Annotated in this window: 21 protein-coding genes; 13 read left to right on the top strand and 8 right to left on the bottom strand. The window is 64.3% G+C overall.

The window, feature by feature from the left end; genetic code table 11:
- Window positions 1-4 precede the first annotated feature (4 nt).
- Window positions 5-979, top strand: a complete 975-nt coding sequence (locus tag AC630_RS21370; RefSeq protein WP_074120442.1) for a quinone oxidoreductase family protein — start codon at window positions 5-7, stop codon at window positions 977-979.
- A 153-nt stretch (window positions 980-1,132) separates the two neighbouring features.
- Here AC630_RS21370 and AC630_RS21365 read toward each other — a convergent pair whose 3' ends face one another.
- Both AC630_RS21365 and AC630_RS21360 read right to left on the bottom strand, forming a co-directional pair.
- The gene (locus AC630_RS21365) at window positions 1,133-2,329 is read right to left on the bottom strand and encodes an acetylornithine transaminase (RefSeq protein ID WP_074120463.1); all 1,197 of its coding nucleotides are present in this window, start codon (window positions 2,327-2,329) and stop codon (window positions 1,133-1,135) included.
- Window positions 2,330-2,595: 266 nt separating this feature from the next.
- Window positions 2,596-3,237, bottom strand: a complete 642-nt coding sequence (locus AC630_RS21360) for a hypothetical protein (RefSeq protein ID WP_074120441.1) — start codon at window positions 3,235-3,237, stop codon at window positions 2,596-2,598.
- A 294-nt stretch (window positions 3,238-3,531) separates the two neighbouring features.
- Between AC630_RS21360 and AC630_RS21355 the strand changes: the two genes are divergently transcribed.
- Entirely contained in the window at window positions 3,532-4,473 is a 942-nt protein-coding gene (locus AC630_RS21355; RefSeq protein WP_074120440.1) for a hypothetical protein, read from the top strand.
- Window positions 4,474-4,483: 10 nt separating this feature from the next.
- Here the strand turns inward: AC630_RS21355 and rimO are convergent, their stop codons facing one another.
- Window positions 4,484-5,803, bottom strand: a complete 1,320-nt coding sequence (gene rimO / locus AC630_RS21350; protein ID WP_074120462.1) for a 30S ribosomal protein S12 methylthiotransferase RimO — start codon at window positions 5,801-5,803, stop codon at window positions 4,484-4,486.
- A 903-nt stretch (window positions 5,804-6,706) separates the two neighbouring features.
- Between rimO and AC630_RS21345 the strand changes: the two genes are divergently transcribed.
- From AC630_RS21345 to AC630_RS44055, 9 genes are all read left to right on the top strand, one after another.
- Complete coding sequence (locus AC630_RS21345; protein ID WP_074120439.1) at window positions 6,707-7,462, top strand: Crp/Fnr family transcriptional regulator; 756 nt, start codon at window positions 6,707-6,709, stop codon at window positions 7,460-7,462.
- A 309-nt stretch (window positions 7,463-7,771) separates the two neighbouring features.
- The gene (locus tag AC630_RS21340; RefSeq protein WP_245330473.1) at window positions 7,772-8,326 is read left to right on the top strand and encodes a phasin family protein; all 555 of its coding nucleotides are present in this window, start codon (window positions 7,772-7,774) and stop codon (window positions 8,324-8,326) included.
- Window positions 8,327-8,503: 177 nt separating this feature from the next.
- Window positions 8,504-8,716, top strand: coding sequence for a hypothetical protein (locus tag AC630_RS21335; protein WP_074120460.1), 213 nt, complete (start codon window positions 8,504-8,506; stop codon window positions 8,714-8,716).
- Between the two features lie 294 nt (window positions 8,717-9,010).
- Window positions 9,011-9,601, top strand: a complete 591-nt coding sequence (locus AC630_RS21330; RefSeq protein WP_074120438.1) for an ANTAR domain-containing response regulator — start codon at window positions 9,011-9,013, stop codon at window positions 9,599-9,601.
- Window positions 9,598-10,761, top strand: coding sequence for a CmpA/NrtA family ABC transporter substrate-binding protein (locus AC630_RS21325; protein WP_074120437.1), 1,164 nt, complete (start codon window positions 9,598-9,600; stop codon window positions 10,759-10,761). Before AC630_RS21330 ends, AC630_RS21325 begins: the two co-directional genes overlap by 4 nt.
- Before the next feature lie 349 nt (window positions 10,762-11,110).
- Window positions 11,111-11,941 carry a formate/nitrite transporter family protein gene (locus AC630_RS21320; RefSeq protein WP_074120436.1) on the top strand — a complete coding sequence of 277 codons (831 nt, stop codon included), beginning with the start codon at window positions 11,111-11,113 and terminating at the stop codon, window positions 11,939-11,941.
- A gap of 13 nt (window positions 11,942-11,954) precedes the next feature.
- Window positions 11,955-13,751, top strand: coding sequence for a NirA family protein (locus AC630_RS21315; RefSeq protein ID WP_074120435.1), 1,797 nt, complete (start codon window positions 11,955-11,957; stop codon window positions 13,749-13,751).
- Entirely contained in the window at window positions 13,748-15,355 is a 1,608-nt protein-coding gene (locus AC630_RS21310; RefSeq protein ID WP_074120434.1) for a sulfite reductase subunit alpha, read from the top strand. Before AC630_RS21315 ends, AC630_RS21310 begins: the two co-directional genes overlap by 4 nt.
- A gap of 330 nt (window positions 15,356-15,685) precedes the next feature.
- Complete coding sequence (locus AC630_RS44055; RefSeq protein ID WP_167561251.1) at window positions 15,686-15,838, top strand: hypothetical protein; 153 nt, start codon at window positions 15,686-15,688, stop codon at window positions 15,836-15,838.
- Window positions 15,839-15,968: 130 nt separating this feature from the next.
- Here the strand turns inward: AC630_RS44055 and AC630_RS21305 are convergent, their stop codons facing one another.
- From AC630_RS21305 to pxpB, 3 genes are read right to left on the bottom strand one after another with little or no spacing between them, the layout of a single operon-like run.
- Window positions 15,969-16,739 (bottom strand): LamB/YcsF family protein, encoded by a 771-nt coding sequence (locus tag AC630_RS21305; protein ID WP_074120433.1) that lies wholly within the window; start codon window positions 16,737-16,739, stop codon window positions 15,969-15,971.
- A gap of 30 nt (window positions 16,740-16,769) precedes the next feature.
- Window positions 16,770-17,807, bottom strand: a complete 1,038-nt coding sequence (locus AC630_RS21300; protein WP_074120432.1) for a 5-oxoprolinase subunit C family protein — start codon at window positions 17,805-17,807, stop codon at window positions 16,770-16,772.
- Window positions 17,804-18,535, bottom strand: a complete 732-nt coding sequence (gene pxpB / locus AC630_RS21295) for a 5-oxoprolinase subunit PxpB (protein ID WP_074120431.1) — start codon at window positions 18,533-18,535, stop codon at window positions 17,804-17,806. The genes AC630_RS21300 and pxpB overlap by 4 nt, the downstream gene beginning before the upstream one ends.
- Before the next feature lie 246 nt (window positions 18,536-18,781).
- Here pxpB and AC630_RS21290 point away from each other — a divergent pair, with 246 nt between their 5' ends.
- Entirely contained in the window at window positions 18,782-19,480 is a 699-nt protein-coding gene (locus AC630_RS21290; RefSeq protein ID WP_027550912.1) for a ribonuclease activity regulator RraA, read from the top strand.
- A gap of 21 nt (window positions 19,481-19,501) precedes the next feature.
- The gene (locus AC630_RS21285; RefSeq protein ID WP_074120430.1) at window positions 19,502-19,906 is read left to right on the top strand and encodes a (R)-mandelonitrile lyase; all 405 of its coding nucleotides are present in this window, start codon (window positions 19,502-19,504) and stop codon (window positions 19,904-19,906) included.
- 141 nt (window positions 19,907-20,047) lie between these two features.
- Here AC630_RS21285 and AC630_RS21280 read toward each other — a convergent pair whose 3' ends face one another.
- Window positions 20,048-20,404 carry a hypothetical protein gene (locus tag AC630_RS21280; RefSeq protein ID WP_074120429.1) on the bottom strand — a complete coding sequence of 119 codons (357 nt, stop codon included), beginning with the start codon at window positions 20,402-20,404 and terminating at the stop codon, window positions 20,048-20,050.
- A 179-nt stretch (window positions 20,405-20,583) separates the two neighbouring features.
- A partial coding sequence (locus AC630_RS21275; protein ID WP_143198198.1) for a DUF2147 domain-containing protein occupies window positions 20,584-20,974 on the bottom strand: 391 nt, incomplete at its 5' end.

Raw genomic sequence — 20,974 nt, 5'->3', positions numbered from 1 at the left:
GGTGATGACCAAAGCCGTCCGTGTGCACAAGGTTGGAGGCCCCGAAGCCCTGGTCTATGAGAGCGTCGATGTGCCGGCGCCTGCTACCGGCGAGGTGCGCATCCGCCAGCATGCGGTCGGCTTGAACTTCATCGACGTCTACTACCGCACCGGCCTCTACAAGGCGCCGGAGCTGCCCTTCATCGCCGGCAACGAGGCCTCGGGCGAGGTCGTCGCGGTCGGGCCGGGCGTGACGCATTTCCATCCCGGTGATCGCGTTGCCTACTACCACAATCTCGGCGCCTATACCGGCGAGCGCAACATCCCCTGGGAGAAACTGGTCAAGCTGCCCGACCACATCACCCACGAGCAGGGCGCCGTGCTGATGCTGAAGGGGCTGACCGTCTGGTACCTCCTGCACAAGACCTTCAAGGTCGAGCCGCATCATCGCGTGCTGATCCATGCCGCGGCCGGGGGCATCGGCCTGCTGGCCTGCCAATGGGCGAAAGCGCTCGGGGCCCATGTCATCGGTACGGTCGGCTCGCGCGAGAAGGCGGAGCTTGCCGAGGCCAATGGCTGCGACCACGTCATCCTTTACAATGAAGAAGACTTCGTCGCGCGCGTGAAGCAGATCAGCCGCAACGAGGGCTGCGACGTCGTCTATGACGGTGTCGGCAAGGCGACCTTCCCGGGCTCGCTGTCCTGCCTGAAGCCGCGCGGCATGTTCGTCTCGTTCGGCAATGCTTCAGGTCCCGTACCGCCGTTCTCGATCGCCGAGCTCAACCATCACGGCTCGCTGTTTGCGACCCGGCCGAAGCTCAACGACTATATCGGCAAGCGCTCGGAGCTGCTGGAAGGCGCCGACACGCTGTTCGCCGCCGTCATCAGCGGCAGCTTGCACGTTCCGATCAACCATGCCTACGCGCTGAAGGACGCCGCTAAGGCGCATATCGATCTCGAAAGCCGCAAGACGACGGGCGCGTCGATCCTGAAGCCGTAGGGCTCTTCAACGAGGTCGTCATGCCCGGGCATAGCCGTCTGAAGGACGGCGTCGCTTCGCTTGCCTACGTCCCGGGCACCCACGTTCTTCATGTCGCGCATCAAGCGTGGATGGCCGGGACAAGCCCGGCCATGACGGAGAGTGCAGGGCGCTTCACGCCACGCGGCGTGCCGCCCCGGCCTTCGTCAGGATCGCATCCAGACAATCAATCATCTCGGCGATCTCCGCCCGCGTGACGTTCAGCGCCGGCATGAAGCGCAGCGTGTCGAGCTGCGGCGCGTTGAGGAGCACGCCGGCCTCGAACGCCTGGGCGACGATGCCGGGCGCGATCGGCAGCTTGAGGTCAAGCGCCAGCAACAGGCCGCGTCCGCGCACGCCGCCGAGGCCGTGTCGCACCGAGACCTTCTGCAACTCGCTTTCGAGCAGTTGGCCGGTCTCGGTGACCGCCTTCAGGAAGTCCGGCTTGCCGACCTCATCCAGCACCGCAAGGCCCGCCGCGCACATGATCGGGTTGCCGTTGAACGTGCCGCCCTGATCGCCGTGTTCGAAACAGGAGGCGCGTTCGGTCGCGAGCAGGGCCGCAAGCGGCACGCCGCCGCCGATGCCCTTGCCGAGCGTCATGATGTCGGGTGCGATACCTGTGTGCTCATAGTGAAAGAGTTTTCCGGTCCGGCCCATGCCGGTCTGGATCTCGTCGAAGATCAAGAGCAGGCCGTGCGCCTCGGTGAGCGCGCGCAACTCCTTCAGGAATTGATCGGTCGCAGGCCACACGCCGGACTCGCCCTGGATCGGCTCCAGCATCACCGCGACGGTGTTGTCGTTGATCAGCTTTGCCACGGAAGCGATGTCGTTGAGCTTCGCCTTCTTGAAACCGGCGACCTTCGGCTCGAACAGCGGCTCGAACGCCTTCTTGCCCGAGGCCGACATCGTCGCCAGCGTTCGGCCGTGGAAGCCGCCTTCGAAGCTGATGATCTCGAACGCGCCGCCTCTGTGCAGGCCGCCATATTTGCGCGCGAGCTTGATCGCGCCCTCGTTGGCTTCCGCGCCTGAATTGGCGAAGAACACCTGGTCGAAGGCGCTGTTTGCAACGAGCGCCTGCGCGAGCTTCAAGCTCGGCTCGTTGTAGAAGGCCGGGCTCGGCGTCAGCAGCCGCTTGGCCTGCGCGGCGAGCGCGTCGGCGATCGCGGGCGGCGAGTGGCCGAGGCAGTTGACGGCCCAGCCCTGCACGAAATCGAGATAGCGCTTGCGGCTGTCGTCCCAGAGATATGAGCCGGCGCCGCGGACGAACACGGCCTTGGGCCGTGCAGTGATGTCCATCAGCGCGTCATACGGATGGGTGGCGGTGGTCATGTCGAACTCCTCTGTGGGCGGGTGAAAAAGGCGCGCGAAAAGCAAGAAGGCCGCACTTTGCGGGTGCGGCCTCCTCGAGAACTCTGCTGAATTCAGTAGCTCAGCGGCGTCGTCGGACATGGCGCAACCCATCATCGTCGCGGGTGCGACGACGGAAAGCTGCGCGGCGGTGGGTCCGAGAGTTGATCATGAGGCGCGTCCCTACAGCCGAAGTGCAGGGCTTGTCAAGCGGGTGTTTTCCACGACACCCGCCAGGCGTGCATCTGTCAGGTCAGATGCGCGACTTCTTCGGCGTCCTCGCAGCCCCAATCCGCATCGGCGATCGCGGTGTCGATCAGCTCGCCGCGCATCAGCTTGAGCGGCGATGACCAGTACAGCGCGATGTTGTGGAGGGGATCGGTCAGCACCTTGAACACCCAGACCAGTCCGGTCGCGACGTCGCGCGTCACGAAGAGCTGGATCATGCGCGCAAGTCCGCCACCGATGCCGATCGCCAGCCAGAGCACGCCGACATGGCGGATGAAGTCGAGCCGGCCTGCGGGCGGATCGAACAGGCCGAACAGAGTGGGATATGCGTACAGCACGAGCGGAGCGCTGCTCCAGACCAGCAGCAGGATGACCTTGCGGGTCTGGTTGTAACCGACCTTGACCGCTTCCTTGTATTCGTTGCTGACGTCGTTGACCGCGTCATAGCCGTTCGGCTCGAAGAAGAAATGCCCGGTCTGACGCGTCAGCATCGCGAGCCAGCCGACGAGTCCGGCAAGCGCCGGGTCCTTGAACAGCAGCGCATAGCAGGCGAGGAAGATCAGAGCGCTGAGGAGGTGCAGCGTCTGGTTGACGGTGCTCTGGTGGTAGAAGCGGTAATCGTCGAAGCGCTGCGCGCGCAGCATGTCCGAGAGGCGGCTCATCATCAATCCTCGCTCGCGTTGAAAGGCGCGGCACAGTTAGGACGAGTCCGTGACCCCTGCGTGAATGCATTATAGTGTCACATTGCAGCGCGCATGGCGTGCATTGCGGTGACGTTGTGGTAGAGGACTACTGAGAGGTCACCGAATCTCGATCGAAGTCCCGTCCCGCCGTGTGTCTCGATGGAAACCAACATGCCTCTAGCGCGTTTGTGATCACAGGACGCGAATTGGTTCGAACCGGACGCAGGACGGCTCAGACCAACAAGGGCGGGACCAACCAGATAGTTTTAAGCCTTGTCCGACACGCCTTACCCGATCGATCTTGATAGCATTCACGGCGCGTTTCCTCCGGGCATCGAGGCGCCGTCGCTCCTCGTGGACTTCGCCGGCTGGCTGAAGGGACGCCCCTGGGGCAGTGTCGGCTGCTTCTCCCTGCAAGGCCAGTTCTCCGACCATGCGCCGATCGTCGACGGCAGTCCCTTGCGCGACAGGTTTTCGCTGTTCATGCGGCTGCCGGACGGCTCGGCCGTCGGCGGCTGGTATGGTGCCGGTCTCGACCGCGACAATCCGCCGATCGTCGGACTGGGATCTGAGGGCGACTACGAGCTGCTCGCGCCGAGCCTCGATGGTTTGCTCGCGAAACTGACGTCGCAGCAATTCGACAAGGCCTGGAGCGATCTGCTGCCGCGTGAGGACGTCGAGTGCCAGACGGTCGAGCTCTCGCATTGGCTCGCAGGACGGCCGGTCGGTGAGCATATGGCGCCCGACGAAGGGGCATCAGAACTGCCAGACTTCCGTGGCTTCGTGGAAAAATGGAGCCGGGATCGCGAGGACTACTGGGCCAATCACCGGCTGATGGCCGAGCTCGGCTGGCGGTTATCCGCGCATCTGCCGAAAGGCAGGAACCCCTGGGACAAGACGCGCTTCGAGGTCGCCATCGTTGGCGCGCAATACCAGGCCCGTGTCCTGGCGCGCGGGCCGCAGCCGTTCGAGGAGGCCGCCTCGATCGAGTCCCTGCTGCGCGATCTCCGCGAGGAGATGCGCCGCGCGCAGCCCGAGCTCGGGCTGTGGTACGCGATGAATTTCGGGCTCTATGGCGATGGCCGTGTCATGCCGCAGTTCGACTACGATGTGCGCCCGACCATCGATGGCGAGCCGGCAAAACTGACCGAAGCCAAGGCCGATCTCGCCCGCGCGCCACGTCCCGAGCGCTGGGTGCCGAAGTGGCTGGTGTGATGCAACGCCGTCAGTACCCAGCGACGCTGCCGTGCAAATCGTATTGGTCGGCGCGCTCGATCTTCGCGGTGACGATCTCGCCGACGCGCAACGGGCGGCGGCTCGAGAGGTAGACCGCGCCGTCGATCTCCGGCGCATCCGCCTTGGAGCGGCCCTTTGCAACGGTCGGGCCGACCTCGTCGATGATGATCTGCTGGCGCGTGCCGACCTTGCGCTTCAGCCTGCGTGCCGAAATCTTCTGCTGGCGCGCCATCAGCGCGTTGTAGCGCTCCTGCTTCACCTCTTCCGGGACAGGGTTTTCGATCGCGTTCGACGTGGCGCCGGCGACCGGCTCGTATTTGAAGCAGCCGAGGCGGTCGATCTCGGCTTCCTCGAGCCAGTCGAGCAGATAGGCGAAGTCGGCGTCGGTCTCGCCGGGGAAGCCGACGATGAAGGTCGAGCGAAGTGCGAGATCCGGACATTCCTCGCGCCAGCGCTTGATGCGCGCCAGCGTCTTGTCCTGCGCCGCCGGACGCTTCATCGCTTTCAGCACGTCGGGGCTCGCGTGCTGGAAGGGGATGTCGAGATAGGGCAGCACCTTGCCCTCGTTCATCAGCGCGATGACGTCGTCGACATGCGGGTAGGGGTAGACGTATTGCAGCCGCACCCAGGCGCCGAGCTCGCCGAGCTCGCGCGCGAGATCGAGGAATCTGGCGCGGACCTGACGATCCTTCCACGGACTCTCGGCGTATTTGAGATCGACGCCATAGGCCGAAGTGTCCTGCGAGATCACCAGCAGCTCCTTGACGCCGGCGCCGACCAGCCGCTCGGCCTCGCGCAGGACGTCATTGGCCTGGCGCGAGACGAGGTCGCCGCGCAGCTTCGGGATGATGCAGAAGGTGCAGCGGTTGTTGCAGCCTTCGGAGATTTTCAAATAGGCGTAGTGCCGCGGGGTCAGCTTGATGCCCTGCGGCGGCACCAGGTCGAGATGCGGATTGTGCGCGGGCGGCAGCGCGCGGTGTACGGCGTCCAGCACGCTCTCATATTGCTGCGGGCCGGTGATCGAGAGCACGCCGGGATAGGCCTGCTCGATCTGCTCGGGTTCGGCGCCCATGCAGCCGGTTACGATCACCTTGCCGTTCTCGGCCATGGCCTCGCCGATCGCCGAGAGCGATTCCTGCTTGGCGCTGTCGAGGAAGCCACAGGTGTTGACGATGACGATGTCGGCCCCGTCATGCTTGCGGGCGAGCTCGTAGCCCTCGGCCCGCAGGCGCGTGATGATGCGCTCGGAATCCACCAATGCCTTGGGGCAACCGAGTGATGTGAATGAAATACGCGGCGCTCTTTCCATGTAATCGCCTGGAACCTGCATCTGAATTGTTCGGATATGCGATCTAACTAATTGGTCCGATAGAAAAATTCAACCGCTAGCGCGCACGCTGTGGTGCCAAAGTAATGACCGCAAATAGCGATTGAAATCAACCCGTGCCTAGGGAAGGCATGGACTGACTGGAAGTTCCTGTTGGGTGGAATCTGGTTCCGATCGAGCTCACCGACCCGATAAGGGATGCGCTCTACCGGCGACGACATCTGCTTCACACCAAGAAGCGGCACGAGAGCGGAGATCTTTGGGCCAGCAGCAGGTGCAGCCGATCCCCATTCATAAGGCGCAGCGAGCGTTGACGTAGATTAAATCTGACAAATTGCCCGTAGCCGCTAAGCCGGAAGCACTTGAAATGTGTTTGGTCGACTAAGGGGCAATCGCGTCGATCGAGCAGTGCCACGACCGCGTCCCGGTCCGCGCTCAGCACTGTTCGCTGCCCGAGCTTCCCTATCGACGAACGCGCCGGCTAAGTATGACAATTACATGACGCGCCGAATGCGCCAAAGGTTGGCTGATCCTCATATTCAACATGAGTAGAGCCGGAGATCGGTGCTACGCAACGCGGGTGGAGAAGAGCACCTTTTGCAGCTTCGGTACTTCCGCGCTGCAACTGCATCGACACTGTTTGCACTTACTCTCTTCCCTTACTCGCTCCGCTCATGTCGCGGGGATCCCCCAAAAAAATTGATCAGTTCGTGTCTAGGAGGACTCAATCTTGAGCCGCCCTACAGTTGGAATATCCGAGTTTGCCAGTGGATTGGATTTCGGTGTGAGGAGCGAGAGCAGATCCAAACATGTGTCGAGGCCGCCGTTCCGCGCCGCCCGGAATGAAGAAGGCGGAGGATGCTTCACCGCGGGTCATCTGCAGCGGTGACGTATCCGGGCGGAATGCGGAACTGCCTTCTGGCAACACTGCCGCGGGCGGACTTTGACTTGTTGGCGCCCGAGCTACAGAGCGTCGCACTTGATCAGGATGCCGTCCTCTCGCGAGCGGATCACCAGATCGAGAGTGTCTTCTTTCCTCATAGCGGCGCCATCTCGCTGATGATCGACATGCTGGATGGGCAGACGGTTGCCACCGCCATAGTCGGGCACGAGGGAGCAGTTGGCATTCCTTCCGTGCTGGGGCCGTCACCTTCGGGTATCACCGCCGTCGTTCGCGCGGCGGGCACCGCCTCGCGAATCCCGGCGTCGCGATTTCATGCCGCTTTCAACCGCAGCCCCGCGATCCGGCACGCGGTCCAGATTCACGTCAGGACGATGCTGATGAAGTTTCAGCTCGGCGCGGCCTGCAATGCACTTCATCCGGTCAAAGCCCGCATGGCCCGCTGGCTACTCCATTTTCGCGACCGCATCGACCACGACGTCCTCGCGCTCACCCAGGAGGCCCTGTCGCAAATGCTCGGCGTGCGACGAACGACGGTGACGCTCCTGATGCGCGATCTGCGCGCATCCGGAGCGATCAAATCTGATCGACGAGGCCAAATCGAGATCGACCGGTCGCGGCTCGCGGCGGCGGCGTGCGAATGCCACGGCGCTATGCGTCTCGAACTCGAGAAGATCTTTGCGATGAATGCGATCCAACCTATCGCCTCGGTTGTACCGGATGAAGGGCGTATTCCCTGAAGGGTACGCGTGGGTTTGTGTCACAATAATCCGGCTGCCCATGTCGCAGAAGGATCATTTGCGCCGATTTGGCCACGGCTCGCTACGTCCGGTCTACCTTTGACACCCGTTTCCCGACGGAAGGCGACACCTTGCCGTTTCGCGCGATGTTCCCGTCACACACAGTGCTTTCATGACACGTCTGTGGCTTGACATTCTCAAGAATATTTTTGGCGAAGGTCGCAAAGCGAACGGAAAGGATCGCTGTCGCGAGACATGATGGCGTCCGGGCTGGATTGAAGCTCATCAAAAAACTGGTCGAGAGCGGAAGTGCAACAGCTCTCCGCCTCCACGAGTTCTCATGACGCAAACCAGCGTCTTGGGAAACGATCTAGTTTGAGAAATGGGGATAGCGCCATGAATCAAAGTGAAGTGAAGGCCGAATTGAACGGAACGAAAGCGTTTGGGATGTCCATGTTCGGATTCCCGAAGATCGCGCTGCCTGGCGTCTTCGCCGAGTTTGCCGAACAGGGTGTAGCCCGCGCGCAGGAAGGCTGCGAGAAGGTCAAGGCCGCGTCGGAGGAGATCGCAGAAGCGCTGCGCGAGACCTATTCGAGCAACGCCAGGAGCGCGACCGACTACGGGCTGAAGCTCATCGAGATATCGAATAGCAATACCGCCTCGGCGATCGATTTCCTTGCCCACCTCCTCGGCAGCAAGTCCATAACGGATGTTCTCACCTTGTCCGCGGAACAAGCGCGCAAGACCGTCGACACCACGTCCGCGCAGAACAAGGACTTGTGGGAACTCGCCCAGAAGCTTGCGACGGAAACAGGCGAGCCGATCAGGAGGCACGCCGCCAAGGTTCTCCAAAAAGCCGGCTGAAAGAGCGCGCTCAAATCAAGTCCAGGATCCCTTCAAGAGGGGATCCGGCCGGTTGGATCAAGCCTCGCTGCGAGCGTGCCGCCGCATGCTCGATGAGTGCCCCCCACAGAAGGCGCGATCCAGCCGGCCGGTTTCTGGCTCCAGCAAAGCACTCAAACCAAAGCCAAGAGGACGTACATGGGTATGGTGATGATCAAATGCCCGCAAACCGGGCGCGCGATACCCACTGGCATCGAGACCGATCGCGAGAGCTTTCGGCGTTTGCCGGTGTTCTTCGGGCACACCCGTTGCCCGAACTGCAATGCCAACCACGACTGGTTCGCGAGGGAAGCCTGGGTCGACGAGCCGAGCGTCGGGAGGTGGCGTCGCGGCGCGGGTTTCCGGGCTTGATCGTCCCGACAGCCCAGCAATAGTCGCGATGGAGGGACACCATTGCGCGCATGTTGAAAGTCCAAACGACAGCCGCCTTCGGGCGGCATTTTTTTGGGAGTGGGCTGCTCAAAAAGTTTACATTCGTTGGCTCAGGAGCGCCCGCGCGACACGGAGCTGACCTTAGGCGCAGCCGTTGCATATCTTTTGATCTGCCCGATTGATCGGCAGGAGCTGGTCCTAAATGCTACCAATTACACCCCTTTGCAGGGGGCTCCGGCGTGCTATGGAAGAATCGCCGGTGGTGAGTGAGCTATGAGCGCCGAACAGTCGCCCAAAATCGTGATTGTCGACGAAAGCCCGATCCGGGCTGCGATCCTCGAGGAAGGGTTGCGGGAGGCCGGATTTACGCAGGTCGTCCATATCCGCGAGATGCAGAGCCTGCTCGCCCGCATCTATGCGGTCGACCCCGACATCATTCTGATCGATCTGGAAAACCCCAGCCGCGACGTGCTGGAAGCGATGTTCCAGGTCAGCCGCGCCGTGCGGCGGCCGATTGCGATGTTCGTCGACCAGAGCGATTCAGCTTCGATCCAGGCCTCCGTGGAGGCGGGGGTATCTGCCTACATCGTCGACGGACTGAAGAAGGAGCGTATCAAGCCGATCCTTGACCTCTGCGTGTCCCGGTTCAACGCCTTCGCCAAGCTGCAGGAGGAACTGGAGCGCACCAAGTCGCAGCTCGAGGATCGCAAGATCATCGAGAAGGCCAAGGGGATTCTGATGAAGGTCAAGGGCCTCACCGAGGACGAGGCCTATGTGCTGCTGCGCTCCACTGCCATGCGCGAGAAGAAGAAAATCGGCGAGATCGCCCAGTCGATCGTCACCGCGTCGGAGATGCTGAAATGACCGCTCCGCTCCGCATCGGGTTCATCCCGCTGGTCGATGCCGCCGCCCTGATCGTCGCTGTCGACAAGGGATTTACCGCCGCCGAGGGGCTCGAGGTCGAGCTGGTGCGCGAAGTGTCCTGGTCCAACGTGCGCGACAAGCTCAACATCGGCCTGTTCGACGCCGCGCATCTGCTCGCGCCGGTGGCGATCGCGTCCTCGCTCGGGCTCGGCCACGTCAAGGTGCCGATTCTGGCGCCCTTCAACCTCGGCATCAACGGCAACGCGATCACGGTCTCGCCGGCGCTCCATGCGGCGCTGATGGAGGAGATCGACGGAGACCGCTTCGATCCACTCGCGACCGCCAAGGCGCTGGCGAAGGTGGTCGCAAAGCGGCGCAAGGCAGGGGCCGATCCGCTGACCTTCGGCATGACCTTCCCGTTCTCGACCCACAATTACCAATTGCGGTTCTGGATGGCGGCGGCGGGCGTCGATCCGGACGAGGATGTGCGCCTCGTGGTGCTGCCGCCGCCCTACATGGTCGACAGCCTCGCCAACGGACATGTCGATGCGTTCTGCGTCGGTGCGCCCTGGAATTCGGTCGCGGTCGATCTCGGCATCGGGCACATCCTGCACTTCGTCTCCGACATCCTGGTGCGCGCTGCGGAGAAGGTGCTGGCGGTGCGTCAGGTCTGGGCCGACAAGCACCCTGACGTGGTCGCGGCGCTGGTGCGCGCGGCTGTGAAGGCTGCCGAGTTCATCGAGCAGCCCGCGAACCTGACCGAGGCGGCGCAGATCCTGTCGCAGCCCGAGCGGATCGGCGTCGATGCCGAGGTGATCCAGCGGTCGCTCGTCGGGCGCCTGAAGATCTCGCCCGACGGCACGGTGCGCGAAAGCGGCCGCTATCTCCTGGTCGGACGCGAAGGGGCAGGGCGCCCGGACCCGGTCCAGGCAGCCTGGCTCTACGCGCAGATGGTGCGCTGGGGGCAGACAAAGCTGAGCCCGGAGGCGCTCAAGACCGCCATGGGCGTGTTCCGGCCGGACCTCTACGACGCTGCGCTGGGACGGGCCGGCGACGGCCAGGCGAGCAGCCCGTTCAGTGCCTTCGCGGGCCCAGCCTTCGATCCCGGGGATGTCGGCGGTTATCTCGCCTCATTCGAGGTCGGGCGGCGGGCGTCGTAGTGACTGCCCAAAAAAATAATCATCCTGATTCGGAGCTTAAACTTTGGGCTATTGCTGCCCGAAGCAGCATGAATTTTGATCCGCTTGATGCGCTGCACACGGCATCAAGCATCTGATTTTGTAGTGCTTTCAAGTTCATGCTGCGTTGGCACACGTCTTGAATGGGTAGAACCCGAGCCGCCCGGCGTGGGCGCCGGCGGCTCTAAATCCATGGTGGATTTCCGCAGCAACGAGGCTGATCGGATCGCTCCGGGTTCCGGTGAGGCGCGTGCCTGCAACCTGCTCCCCGCGATCAACGTCCGTTTCACCCGTTGACGCCGCCCCGCGCGCGGCAAGCTGGAGCTTCGATATGGATTACGCGAAACCCTCCGACGTCGTGGCCTCGATGGTCAATGCCAGCCTGAAGAAGCTGGCGCTTGCCCCGCGCGACCTCCTGATCCGCGGCGCGATTTCGGGCGCGCTGCTGGGTGCCGCCACCACGCTCGCCTTCACCGGCGCTCTCACGACCGGCCAGCCCATCGTCGGCGCGCTGATCTTCCCGGTCAGCCTCGTGATGATCGTGCTGCTCGGTCTCGAACTCGTCACCGGCAGCTTCGCCATCGTTCCGCTCGCGCGCCTCGAAGGCAAGGCGAGCTGGAACGCCGTGATCGCCAACTGGTCGTGGGTCTTCGTCGCCAATCTGCTCGGCAGCCTCGCCTTCGGCGCGCTGATTGCGATCTCGCTCACCAACATGGGCAAGGTCGAAGTCGCCGGTGTCGCCGCCCGCATCGTCGCGGTTGCCGAAGCCAAGACCATCGGCAATGCCGCGATAGGCACCGCCGGCATGGTCTCGGTCTTCGTCAAGGCTGTGCTCTGCAACTGGCTGGTCTGCCTCGGCGTCGTCATGGCGATGACCTCGACCTCGACGGTCGGCAAGATCGCGGCGACCTGGCTGCCGATCTTCCTGTTCTTCGCGCTCGGCTTCGAGCACGCCGTCGTCAACATGTTCGTTATCCCGACCGGAATGCTGCTTGGCGCAAAGGTCTCCGTCACCGACTGGTGGCTCTGGAATCAGATCCCCGTGACGCTCGGCAATCTCGTCGGTGGCTTCGTGTTCACCGGCCTTGCGCTCTACGCGACGTACAAGCCCGCAAAGCCCATGGCCGACGTGGCGCAGGTCGCGGTCCAGGCAGCAGAGTAGGTCCATTCAGCCCATGAAACTCGATACAGCACCCACGACCGATTTCTCCGACGAGCAGAAGCGCTATCTCGAGGGCTTCATGTCCGGCATGCAGGTCGGACGTGTCGGGCGCGCTTTCGCGGCCGGCGGCGCGCCGGGTGCAGTAGCGCCCGCGGAGCCGACCGGTCCCGATGCCGCGCACATCAAGGCGCAGGACAAGCTCATTGCGGCGGGCAAGAAGCTCGCCGACCAGGAGAAGTTCAAGCGCGAGATGCATCCCTTCGACGCCTATGATCGCTTGAAGGATCAGGCGCGCAACAACGCCAATCCGACGCCGGCGGACAATTTCCGCTGGCGCTATTACGGCATCTTCTGGGTGGCGCCGGCGCAGACCTCCTACATGGCGCGCCTGCGCATTCCGAACGGCATCCTGAAGCACTGGCAGATGTCGGGCCTTGCCGATCTCGCCGAAAGCTGTGGCGGCGGCTACACGCATGTCACGACGCGCGCGAACTTCCAGATCCGCGAGATCGAGCCGAAGAATGCGGTTGCGCTGATTGAGGGCGTCCAGGACATCGGCCTGTGCTCGCGCGGCGCGGGCGCTGACAACATCCGCAACGTCACGGGCACGCCGACGGCGGGCATCGATCCGCAAGAGCTGCTGGACACGCGCCCCTATGCGCGCGAATGGCACTACCACATCCTCAACGACCGCTCGCTGTTCGGCCTGCCGCGCAAGTTCAACGTCGCCTTCGATGGCGCCGGCAAAATCGCCGCGCTGGAGGAGACCAACGACATTGCCTTTACCGCGGTCGAGGTAAAGGACGGCTTTGGCGTCGAACCCGGCGTCTGGTTCCGCCTCGGTCTCGGCGGCATCACAGGCCACAAGGATTTCGCGAAATATTCGGGCATCGTCGTTCGCCCCGAGGACGCGACGTCAGTTGCGGACGCCATCGTGCGCGTCTTCATCGAGCACGGTGACCGCACCAACCGCAACAAGGCACGACTGAAATACGTGCTCGACAACATGGGTCACGACGGCTTTCTCAAGCTGGTCGAGGAGCGCCTCACGAAGCCGTTCGCGCGCGTGCCGGCCGAAGCGCTGGCGCCGCGGCCGGTGTCCGACCGCATGGCTCATGTCGGCGTGCACCAGCAGAAGCAGGCGGGGCTCAACTGGGTCGGCGTGGCGCTGCCGGTCGGCAAACTCACCTGCGAGCAGATGCGCGGCATCGCCAGGATCGCCCAGGATCTCGGCGATGGCGATATCCGCCTGACGGTCTGGCAGAACCTTCTGATCTCCGGCGTGCGCGACGAGAACGTCGCGCTCGTCACCGCCGCGGTCGAGAAGCTCGGCCTCGCCACTGAGGTGTCGAACGTCCGCGCCGGCCTGATCGCCTGCACCGGGAATGCCGGCTGCAAATTCGCGGCCTCCGACACCAAGCGTCATGCCGCCGCGATCGGCGACTGGTGCGATGAACGCCTCAGCCTCGATACGCCGCTCAACATCCATCTGACCGGCTGCCATCACTCCTGTGCTCAGCACTACATCTCCGACATCGGCCTGATCGCCGCCAAGGTGCCGGGCGCAAGCGAAGAGGACACGGTCGAAGGCTATCACCTGTTCACCGGCGGCGGCTTCGGTCCTGATGCCGATATCGGGCAGGAGGTATTCCACGACGTGAAGGCCGCGGATGTGCCGAAGACCGTCGAGGGGCTGTTGAAGGCCTATCTCGCCAACCGCACCTCGCCCGAAGAGACGTTCCTGACCTTCTCCCGTCGCCACGACGGTGAAGCCTTGCGCAAACTCGCCGAAGCGGAAGCAGCAGCATGACCCAGATGACCGCGCCTCCCAAGATCGAGATCATTCCGGCCAATGCGCCGTTCAGCGAAGGCCAGCGGCTGTGGCTGAACGGGTTTCTCGTCGGCATGCTCGGGCTTGATGGCTCGACGCCGCTATTGCCGGCCGAGAACGGCGCGATGCTCGCGCCACAAGGCGACGGCGATGACGGCGAGGCACCCTGGCACGATCCGGCAATGGCGATCGCCGATCGCATGAAGCTCGCGGAAGGTCGTCCGCTCCGGCGCCGCATGATGGCGGCGATGGCGCAGCAGGACTGCGGCCAGTGCGGCTACAATTGCGCCGACTATTCGGATTCGATCGCCAACAGGAGCGAACCCCGCCTCAACCTCTGCGCTCCCGGCGGCAAGGAGACGGCGCGCATGTTGAAGCAGCTCTTCGAGGAGCTGGACAAGGCGCCCGCTGCAAAGTCCGCTGCAGGTACGGCAGCGAGCGCTCCGGCTGCGCCTGAGGTGGAGGCCGAGCTCGGCCGCGCGCGAGAGAATCCGGCGGTGGCGACCTTCCTGTCGCGGCGCCTGCTCAACAAGGGGGCCTCGGAGAAGGAAACCTATCACATCGAGTTCGATCTTTCCGCGAGCAAGCTCGACTATGTCGTCGGCGATTCCTTCGGCGTGTTCGCGCGCAACGATGTCGGCCTCGTCGACCAGATCATCGCGCTGCTCGGCGCCTCCCACACCACTGAGGTCAACGGCAAGACGCTGCGTGAGGCGCTGATCGAGGACGTCTCGTTGTCGCCGGCGCCCGACAAGCTGTTCGAGCTGATCTCCTTCATCACCGGCGGCGCGCAGCGCGAGAAGGCGAGGGCGCTGGCGCAGGGCGAGGATCCCGATGGCGATGCCGCGACGCTCGACGTCATGGCGGCGCTGCAGAAGTTTTCGGGTACGCGGCCGCATCCGGAAGCCTTCGTCGAGGCGCTGGAGCCGCTCCAGCCGCGGCTCTACTCGATCTCCTCGTCGCACAATGCGACGCCCGGAAAGCTGTCGCTGACGGTCGATTCCGTGCGCTACGTCATCGGCAAGCGCAAGCGGCTCGGCGTTGCCTCGACCTTCCTCGGTGAGCGCATCAATGAAGGCGAGAAACTCAAGGTCTATGTGCAGAAGGCACATGGGTTCGGCCTGCCGCAGGATCCGAAGACGCCTGTTATCATGATCGGCCCCGGCACCGGCATCGCGCCGTTCCGCGCCTTCCTGCTCGACCGCAAGGCGACCGGCGCGCCGGGCAAGAACTGGCTGTTCTTCGGCCACCAGCGCAGCGATTGCGACTTCTTCTATCAGGACGAACTCAACGCGATGAAGACGTCGGGCCTGCTGACGCGCCTGTCGCTGGCCTGGTCGCGCGACGGCGAGAAGAAGTTTTACGTGCAGGACCGCATGCGCGAGATCGGCCGCGAGTTGTGGACGTGGCTCGCCGAAGGCGCGCATCTCTACATCTGCGGCGATGCCAAGCGCATGGCCAAGGACGTCGAGCGCGCGCTGGTGGACATCGTCGCCCAGTTCGGGGCACGTTCGACCGACGAAGCCGTGAGTTTTGTCGCCGAGCTCAAGAAGAAGGGCCGCTTCCAGGCTGACGTGTACTAAGGCGCGATGGGATCAGCGTGAATCGTCCCGGCGGCGCAAGCGCGAGGCGTCGCGCCGAAAGGCGGTTTCTACTTTGCATGGGGTTGTTTTCGACATTTTTGTTGGATGACCTTCTGAGGCCTCAGTCCAACTGTCATCCCGTTGTCATCCGGGCCGGTTCCAGCTGCCTCGGACTTTAACGAATAAGATTCTCGAAACCCGCGGATGAAGAGAATTTGTGCCTGCGACGGGGGGCCTTCAGAGAACCCGCATCGCTATTTCCGCCGCCGTCTTGCCCGCCACCCCGGTTGATCCTTCATAATCCCGCAAATGGGGCGTTGGAGATCGACCATGCGCGAACTATCGGCGGAAGCCAGGCTGCACTTTTACGCGCGCTCGCTCTCGCGTCGGACCGGGGCAAGCATGCACCACGTCGCGCTCTACAGCGCCTTCGCCGTCATCGCCGCGATCGTCTTCGGCACACTCTCGGTGCACCCGTTCTAGCGAGGCTTCGCAGATCTCGTAGGGTGGGCAAAGGCGCGCTCTTCGCGCGCCGTGCCCACCATCCTTCCACCTATGAGATCGACGTGGTGGGCACGCTTCGCTTTGCCCACCCTACGGCACCGAGCGTGCCTCACGCCCCGCGCTTGAACGGCGCGACTTCGATCCCCGCATCCTTCAACGCCTGACGCAGGCCCCGCGCAATGTCGACTGCACCTGGCGTATCGCCGTGGATGCAGACCGTGTCCGTGCGCATCTTGATGACCTTGCCGGTGACCGAAACCACCGCGCCGTCCTGCACCATGCGCACCACGCGATCGGCGATCGCCTTGGCATCATGCAGCACCGCGCCGGGCTTCTTGCGCGAGACGAGGTTGCCGTCGTCCTCATAGGCGCGATCCGCGAACACCTCGTGCACCATCGGCAAATTGGCGTCTTCGCCGGCCTTCACCAGCTTTGAATTGGCGAGCACGACGAAGATCAGGCTAGGATCGACTGCCTTGATGCCGGCGGCGATCGCCTTGGCGGTCATGTCGTCCTCGCAGGCGACATTGGAGAGCGCGCCGTGCGCCTTCACATGCGTGACCTTATGACCGGCCGCGGTCGCGATCGCCTGCAGCGCGCCGATCTGGTAGGCGACGAGGTTCTCGATCTCGGAGGCCTTCAGGCCCACGATCGGGTGGCGGCCGAAGCCGTGCAGGTCGCGATATCCAGGATGCGCGCCGACCGAGACACCGCGCGCCTTCGCCAGCTCGACCGTCCGGCGCATGATATCGGGATCGCCGGCATGGAAGCCACAGGCGACGTTGACCGAGCTCGCCATCTCGATCATCGCGGCGTCGTTGCCCATCTCCCATGCGCCAAAACCTTCGCCGAGGTCGCAATTGAGATCGATCGTCTTCATGGTGTTCTCCGCCTCTGGTCTTCCGGTGGTTTACGGCTCAGCCGTGACCTGCCACGTCCCGGCATCCACGGCGCTCACCGCATGGCCCGCAACGTTAGCATCGCTGAGCGCCTCGATGTTGAGTGCGACGGCGTCGGCGGAGCGCAGGCGATCGGGCAGGTTCCGGATCAGCTGCGCGAACTTGCGCGCCTCGTCCTGCGCCTCGGCCATGGTGACCTGCTGGAAGCGGAACGCGGTTCCCGCCGAGGTCTGCGCCAGGCGGCCGACATCGGCCGTGATTACGGTCGCGATTTTCGGGTAGCCGCCGGAGGTGCCGCGATCCATCATCAGCGCGATCGGGGAGCCATTGCCGGGCACCTGGATGCTGCCGTTGACGGTGCCGTCGGAGACGATGTTGTGGCCGTGCAGATGCTTGATCGTGGGCCCTTCGAGCCGGTAGCCCATGCGGTCGGAGGTCGCCGAGATCTTCCATTCGCTGCCCAGGAACAGCGCCTTGTTGGCGTCGTCGAACTCGTCGTCCTGCGGGCCCAGCACGACGCGGATCGGGCCGCTCACGGGCTTCGGCAGTTCGATGCGTAGCTCGGGCGCGCCACTCGCGGCATCGACGCTGAATTCGTCGCCGGGCTGGAGCGGGCGCGGGTAGGGGCTGCCGAGGCCGGCGCGGGCATTCACCGCGAGGCTGCCAAACACGAGCTCGCCGCGGATAGCCCCTTCGATCGCGAGATAGGTGAAGGCGCCGCTACGGGCAAAGCCCAGCGTCAGCGTCTCGCCATCCTTGAGTGTCGCTGATGTGTCCATGGCCACCGGCCGCCCGGCGATATCCGCATCGCGCGGCGCGCCTGCAATCGCGACCCGCACGGCGCCGTCGCGCGCCGTGAAACTGGCGCCAAACGGCCCGATCTCCACGCCCGCCGCGAACGGCTCGTTGCCGACAAGGGTGTTCGCCGCCGCCAGCGCCAGACGGTCCATCGCACCGCTTACGGTCAAGCCGTAGCGCTGCGCGCCGTGGCGGCCGCCGTCCTGGACGGAGCTGGCGGGGCCAATGCTGGCGACGACGAGGCGGCTCATGCGACCACCTGCTCGGCGATGATCTCACCGGCTTCGGCGGCGCGGTCCAGTTCCTCGAACGTCTTGTGGTCGATGGCGAAAAACGTCACGCGATCACCGGGTTCGGTGAGAAAGGTCGGATTCCGGTGGAGCTGATAGGTCCGTACCGGCGTGCGGCCGAGCAGGTGCCAGCCGCTCGGGGCCGCCAGGCATTGGATGCCCGCCTGGACGCCACCGATCGAGATCGTGCCGGCGGGTGTGAAAAGCCGTGGACTCTGCCGCCGCGACATGTGCAGGGATTTGTCGAGGCCGCTGAGATAGGACCAGCCCGGCGTGAAGCCGATCATGGCGACGCGATAGTCGCCGGCGACGTGACGGGCGACGATATCGTCGGGCGTGGTGTTCAGGGCCTTGGCGACCTCCTCGAGGTCGATGCCGTGCTCGCCGCCATAGGCGACGGGAATACGCCAGCGCCGCGCCTTGGTGGCTGGCGGGGGCGGTTGGCTGGCGATCGCAAGCAGCCTTTCGCCGAGCGCGTCGAAACCGATCTTGCCGGGATCGTAATGCACCAGCAGCGAGCGATAGGTCGGAACGGACTCGGTGATCCCGTCGACGCCCGCCGCGGCGAGCGCCTTGTCGAGCGCGAGCACGCGCTCGTTGGCGGCGTCGTCGATGGTGCGGCTGAACTCGACCGTGACGGCGCTGTCGCCACTGGGCAGAAGGCGGGGCGGGGGGAGCGTCGCGGCCATGAGCTGTCGAAATCGGGCCTTCGGAAAAGCGCGGGCTCGGCCTTGAGTTCCGCATCACCCTGCTTCGCGTAAATGCGCGCGCAAGTCCAATAAATTAATGCGGGGGTCCGCGATAAAGCCTTGTTATCGCATCGCATAACAGTCTTGCGGTCCGCGTTCCTGGTACCTTCTTGGCCCTTGACGCAAGGCCTGCGGCTCGCAAGATGCACGCGTTCTTTCCCGCCCATCCGGAGCTCGTCTGTTTCCATGTCGTTGTCCCCCGAAGCCCGCAAGACCCTCGCCGGCATCACCACTGCCACCATCACCACGGTCCTGCTGAAGAAGGGCCTGCGTAACGTGTGGATGCGCGGCGCGCGTCCGCTGCGCCCGGGCCTGCCGCGGCTGGTGGGACCCGCCTTCACGCTGCGTTTCGTGCCGGCGCGCGAGGATCTGGCTACACCGGAATCCTGGTCGTCGCCGATCTCGACCCGCACCGCGATCGAGGCGATGCCGGAGGGGTGCATCGCCGTGGTCGACGCCATGGGCATCACCGATGCCGGCATCTTCGGCGACATCCTCTGCGCCCGCATGGTCAAACGCGGTGTCACTGCGCTCGTTACCGACGGTGTGGTGCGTGACGTCGAGGGCGTCCTCGGCACCAATCTGCCTGTGTGGTGCGACGGCTATGCCGCGCCGCCGTCGGTTGCGGGCCTGACCTTCGTCGGCTGGGGCGAGCCGATCGGCTGCGGCGGCGTCGCGGTATTCCCGAACGACATCGTGGTCGCCGACCAGGACGGCTGCGTGCTGATCCCGCAGGCAATGCTCGACCACGTCCTTGCCGAAGGTGTCGAGCAGGAACGCATGGAAGCCTGGATCGTCAACGAGGTGAACAACGGGGCGGTGCTGCCGGGCCTCTATCCCATGAACGCCGAGACCAAGGCGCGCTACGCGGCAAGCAAGAAGTAATCGAAGGAAACGAGGTACCCCATGGAGATCACAGTCGCAGGCACGCGGCCGACCCGTCGCGCGCCCAAGGAACACTTCACCGGCACCGTGCTGCAGGATCCCGTCATCATGGCGCCCGCGCCGGCACGGCTGAACTGCTCGCGCGTATCGTTCGAGCCGGGCGCGCGCACCAACTGGCATCACCATCCGCTCGGGCAAACGCTCTACGTCATTTCTGGCGTCGGCCGCGTGCAGGCCAAGGGCGGTCCGATCCGTGAGATCCGCCCCGGCGACACCGTCTGGATTCCGCCCGGGGAATTGCACTGGCACGGGGGATCGCCGACCAACGGGATGACCCACATCGCGATGCAGGAAGCGCTCGACGGCGTGTTCTCGACCTGGCTCGAGCCGGTGACCGACGCGGAGTATGGAGCGCCGCTCGGTTAGACTAGATCTCGTGCCCCGGATGCAACGCAGCGCGCAAGCGGTGCGTTGCTGATCCGGGCCCAGAAATCTCCTCCAAACAAAGTCTGGGTCCCGGCTCAGCGTCGCGTCATTACATGCCGCGCCGCGTCCGGGACGCAAGACCTACATTCTTTCCGCCGTCCACGTGCCCGTGCACAGGGCGCCGCGCCATGTGCCGGAGCCTGAGGTGCCGCTGAGCCGACCGAAGCCGACCGCGCGCTTGATGCCGGTGCTCAGGGTGACGTTGATGCTGCCGGCTTCGGCGACACGCCCCGACGCCGTCACCGCGGCACTGCTCGATGCAATCTGACCATTATTGATGCCGATCGAGACGGTCGCGCCGTTGCCGCAGGCGTCGCTCGAGGAGGCGATGCGCACGTTCCGCGCGCCGTCGAAGGTGGTTGTGGCCGCGCCTGCCTGCGTGAGCGGGAAGGCGATAGCGACAATGGTGGCGAAGAGACCTTTGCGAAATCCGTTCATGACACGCCCTGTGGTTGACCATGCGGGGGATCGTGGCACGGGCAGCAGAGCCGGCGATGTGAGCGTTGTCACGCGCGTAGGAAGCTCTGTAAGGTGGCGCAGCTCGGCAATGCCACAGCGCGCAAAAGCAAAGGGGCCCTTGCGGGCCCCTTGTCTTCGTCGGAACGGCGAGCTCGAACTTAGTTCACCCGCGTCCAGGTCTGGCCGCCGCAGAACATGCCGCCGAAGGCGCAGCCCTGCACGCGGAGCCGGTCGGTGCCCTTCAGCGCGATCGTCGAGTCGTAGGTCGAGCCGGAGTTGGGATCGACGATGCGGCCGGACCATTTCTGGTCCTTGCCGGGCTTCATGTTGATCAGGACCTGCTCGCCATTCTGGTTCGACTTGCTGTCGATCGAATAGCCGCAGAGGTTGGTGCCGCACTGCTCGATGCGGACCTTGCCTTCCTTCTCCTCGGTCAGCCAGACGCCGAGCGGTGAATTTAGATCGTGCGCCGACGCGGCTGCAGGAGCCGGCGGGGCGACGGCGGCGGCTTGAACGGGAGCGGGCGCAGGCACCGGAGCAGGTGGTGGA

The organism is Bradyrhizobium sp. AS23.2 (genome assembly GCF_001908185.1).
Taxonomy (GTDB): domain Bacteria; phylum Pseudomonadota; class Alphaproteobacteria; order Rhizobiales; family Xanthobacteraceae; genus Bradyrhizobium.
This window is presented reverse-complemented; position numbering and strand designations above follow the sequence as displayed.